Origin of the sequence: Mycobacterium sp., from assembly GCF_049802695.1 — a bacterium.
Taxonomy (GTDB): Bacteria; Actinomycetota; Actinomycetes; order Mycobacteriales; family Mycobacteriaceae; genus Mycobacterium.
This window is the reverse complement of the sequence record NZ_JBARMY010000438.1, coordinates 1-3,630: the sequence shown is the minus strand read 5'-3', so window position 1 is coordinate 3,630 and position 3,630 is coordinate 1. Positions and strand designations below refer to the sequence as shown.

The following is a 3,630-nucleotide window of genomic DNA, read 5'->3' as shown; positions in this document are numbered from 1 at the left end:
GGGTAGCCGCCCACGCTGCTCGACGGTGCAGGAGAAACTGCCGGACCTGTCTGCCAGTTCGGTGGGTCGTCTCCAACCGCCGGCGCGGGCGTGCGGAACCCGGCGTGCCTGCCGTTGACGCGGAAGTAGCCGACCGGTACCCGTATCGCCACATCCGGCGCCAGCTCGGCGTCGATGATGGCGCCTGTCGCCCGGAAATGATCGGACGACAGCGTCTCTGACGGTGACAGCACAGCGGCGATCGGCACGCCGTGCGCCTGCCCGGCGGACACCAGCTCCGCTCTGGTCTTGTCGGCGAACAACGCCCGGACGAGCACACTGATCTTCGGCCAGGCGGCGAATCGGGTGGCAATCACGTCGAAGTCGGGGGCCTGAAATTCCGCGGGCTCACCGAGCCATGCGCGAAACCCATGCCACTGCCGTGGCGACATGACGCAAAGCCGAACAAAGCCGTCGGCGCAGGGACAGAACGGGTACGCGTCCTGGTTGACCGGACGACCCCGCCACCGTTTGGAGCTGCGGACGGCCGCAGCGGCCTGCCCGTGAGACCCGAACACCGGATCGAGCGCCGTGACCACTGCGTCGAAGCGGGAGAAGTCGATGTAATCGCCTGCGCCGCAACGAAGCCGGTTGTAGTAGGCGACGAGCGTGGCCCAAACCGCTTGCACCGCCGCGGTGGCCGACGCGATGCCGTCCGGCGGTAGCACCGGCGTCCCGTTGGTGGGGCCCGAGCGGGACAGCGCACCCGACATCGCGTAGAGCACCGGATCGGTCGCCTTCCACCGCGACCGCGGACCGGTCGAGCCGAAGTCGGATGACGACAGCACGATCAGGTGTTCGTACCGGTCGGCCAACTCGGCGCCTGAGATCCCGAAAGCAGCCAACTGCCCGGGGTTTCCGCTGTCCACAACGATGTCGGCGCTGCCGGCGAGTTCAATGAAGCACCGACGGTCTTCGTCGTCACCAGGATCGAGCACCGCGCTGTGCTTGTTCGCGTTGTGCAGCGCAAAAGGCAGGCTTACGCCCGCCAGCTCGGGCAATGCACTGCGCGACGGGCTTCCTCCCGGCGGTTCGATCTTGACGACGTCAGCGCCCAGGTCGGCGAACAGGCGGGTGGCGATGTCGCTGTCGCCGATGCCGAGATCGAGTACCCGCACCGAGGCCAGTAGCGCTTCGTCGTCGACCGTCACACGGCCAGCGTAGTTGCGTCCGAAGTCGACTCTTCCAGGCCTTGACCCGGCTCAGCCGGCGCGCTGAGAGCTGCCTGTCCCCCCGCTGTCGCGCGGGTAGGCTATCCGGAAATGTCCTGCGAACTGCTGACTGTGCCGCCCTTAGCGCTGCCCGAACCGCATCCGGCCTTGGCGCAACTCGCAGCGCTGCACCACTTCCGCGTCTATCTCGACGTCGCCGTCACCGTGGTGGTACTGGCGCTGACCAACCTGGTCGCGCACTTCACCAGCCCGTGGGCGAATGTCGCAGCGGTTCCCGCTGCCGCCGTGGGGCTGCTGATTCTGCTTCGGTGTAACGGGCTCGGCTGGACCGAGCTGGGGCTCGGCCGGGAGCACTGGCGATCGGGTGTCGGTTATGCGCTGGCCGCGATCGCCGTGGTGGTGTCGGCGATCGCCGTCGGTGCGCTGCTGCCGGTTACCCGGCCGATGTTCATGAACAACCACTACGCCACCGTCTCCGGCGCGGTGGTCGCCTCGCTGATCATCATTCCGCTGCAGACGGTCATTCCGGAGGAACTCGCCTTCCGCGGTGTGCTGCACGGAGCGCTGGACCGGGCCTGGGGATTTCGCGGTGTCGCCGTTGCCGGCTCGTTGCTGTTCGGTCTTTGGCATGTCGTCACGTCACTCGGCTTGACGCGCGGCAACGTCGGCTTCACCCGCTTGTTCGGCGGCGGCGTGGTAGGCATGCTGGCCGGCGTGACATTGGCGGTCCTTGCGACGGGGACGGCCGGGTTGGTGTTCAGCTGGCTGCGCCGGCGCAGCGGCAGCCTGATCGCGCCGATCGCGCTGCACTGGTCGTTGAATGGGGTGGGCGCCCTGGCCGCGGCTCTGGTCTGGCAGCTCTCCACCTGAATTCCTCTGCTGATGGCGGCGACCCGCTTCGCCCGGCCTGCAGCCGCGCTCGCGATCGCCGCTAGACCAGCAACACCGCCGCGCCCGCGATGCGACCCGCGCTGAGGTCTGATAGCGCCTGATCCGCTTGATCGAGTGGGTATTCCGGCGTGGTCACTTCGATGTGGTGGCGCCCGGCGAAGTCGAGGAAGGCGCGGGCGTCGGCACGGGTGTTGGACGTCACAGAGCGGACCTGGCGCTCCTGGAACAGGTGTCGCTGGTAATTGAGGACCGGAATGTCGCTGAGGTGGATGCCGGCGATTGCCAAGGTACCGCCGCGGTCCAGCGCCTCCAGCGCGGGTAGCACCAGCTCACCGACCGGTGCGAACAGGATTGCAGCGTCCAGCGGTGCCGGCGGCGGGTCGTCGGCACCCTGGGCCGACGCGACGCCGAGCTCCAACGCGAGCTCACGGGCCGCGGCGCCGCGCGTCATCACGTGCACCTCGGCGCCTTGCGCCAGCGCGACCTGAGCGGTGATGTGCGCGCTGCCGCCGAACCCGTAGATTCCCAGCCGCCCACCCGGCGGCAAGTCGGCACGCAGCAATGAGCGGTAACCGATGATGCCGGCACACAGCAACGGGGCTAACTCGGTGTCGCTGTATCCGTCCGGCAAGTGATGGGCGAACGCCGCGGGAACCGGGGCGAACTCGGCGTAGCCACCGTCGGCGTCCCAGCCGGTGTAGCGGGATCTCGGGCACAGATTCTCGTCACCGCGGCGGCAGTACTTGCACACCCCACAGGTGTGGCGCAGCCATGCGATTCCGACCCGGTCACCGACCGCGAAGCCGCCGGCCGCGGTATCGACCCCGACCACTTCACCGACAACTTCGTGTCCGGGCGTGACATGTTCGCGGTGCACCGGAAGGTCACCCTCGGTGACGTGCAGATCGGTTCGGCACACCCCGCAGGCACGCACCGCGACCAGCAGTTCTGCCGGCCCTGGACGGGGTACTTCGGTGCTGACGCGCTCGAGCGGGCCGGTGCTCATCGGGCCGGGCCGGCGCACCCGCCAGGCGCTCATCGTCTCAGGTGCGGGCGCGCTCAACTCGCCGGTCCGCCCGCACTCGAGACTCGAGCCGCTACAGCGTGCGGGTGCGTGAGGTGACGGCTTTGTAGATCACCAGCAGTAGCACCGCACCGACCAACGAGCCGAGGAAGGTGTGGATTTTCGGTTGCTGAAGGGCGAAGCGGTGTTCGAAGATGAGGGCACCCAACGCGCCGCCGACGAAACTGCCTGCGACACCGAGCAAGATGGTCGCGATCCAGCCCATGGGTTGACGGCCAGGAACGATGAGTCGGGCGATGGCGCCGATGATGAGACCGAGGACGATCCATATGAGGATGGTTAACATGACCAGCTCCTTCGAGTATTGACTTGTCGGCAGGACCGTCGCAGGTCAGACCTGTCCGGGCCCGGTAGGCGTCAGCGTAACGAGCTACGCCCGGAAATTGCCCCTGAACGGCACTTCTGAAACACGAACACCGGGTGAATCGCGGGCTAGGTCGACAC

4 protein-coding genes are annotated in these 3,630 nt (G+C 67.7%); 1 reads left to right on the top strand and 3 read right to left on the bottom strand.

Translation table 11 applies throughout. From position 1 onward, the window contains the following. On the bottom strand, positions 1–1,190 hold a 1,190-nt coding region (locus tag WA317_RS17665; protein ID WP_425174266.1), incomplete at its 3' end, for a CaiB/BaiF CoA transferase family protein. Between the two features lie 111 nt (positions 1,191–1,301). Between WA317_RS17665 and WA317_RS17660 the strand changes: the two genes are divergently transcribed. Beyond that, a complete protein-coding gene (locus WA317_RS17660; RefSeq protein WP_425174265.1) occupies positions 1,302–2,081 on the top strand; it encodes a lysostaphin resistance A-like protein in 780 nt (259 codons plus the stop codon). A gap of 61 nt (positions 2,082–2,142) precedes the next feature. Here the strand turns inward: WA317_RS17660 and WA317_RS17655 are convergent, their stop codons facing one another. Both WA317_RS17655 and WA317_RS17650 read right to left on the bottom strand, forming a co-directional pair. Then, positions 2,143–3,141 (bottom strand): zinc-binding alcohol dehydrogenase family protein, encoded by a 999-nt coding sequence (locus WA317_RS17655; protein WP_425174267.1) that lies wholly within the window; start codon positions 3,139–3,141, stop codon positions 2,143–2,145. Positions 3,142–3,199: 58 nt separating this feature from the next. Continuing rightward, positions 3,200–3,472, bottom strand: a complete 273-nt coding sequence (locus WA317_RS17650; RefSeq protein ID WP_425174264.1) for a GlsB/YeaQ/YmgE family stress response membrane protein — start codon at positions 3,470–3,472, stop codon at positions 3,200–3,202. Positions 3,473–3,630 lie beyond the last annotated feature (158 nt).

Bases quoted from the DNA above. Each gene is read 5' to 3' on its own strand.
- WA317_RS17650 (WP_425174264.1), bottom strand. From the start codon at position 3,472: ATGTTAACCATCCTCATATGGATCGTCCTCGGTCTCATCATCGGCGCC.
- WA317_RS17655 (WP_425174267.1), bottom strand. From the start codon at position 3,141: ATGAGCGCCTGGCGGGTGCGCCGGCCCGGCCCGATGAGCACCGGCCCG.
- WA317_RS17660 (WP_425174265.1), top strand. From the start codon at position 1,302: ATGTCCTGCGAACTGCTGACTGTGCCGCCCTTAGCGCTGCCCGAACCG.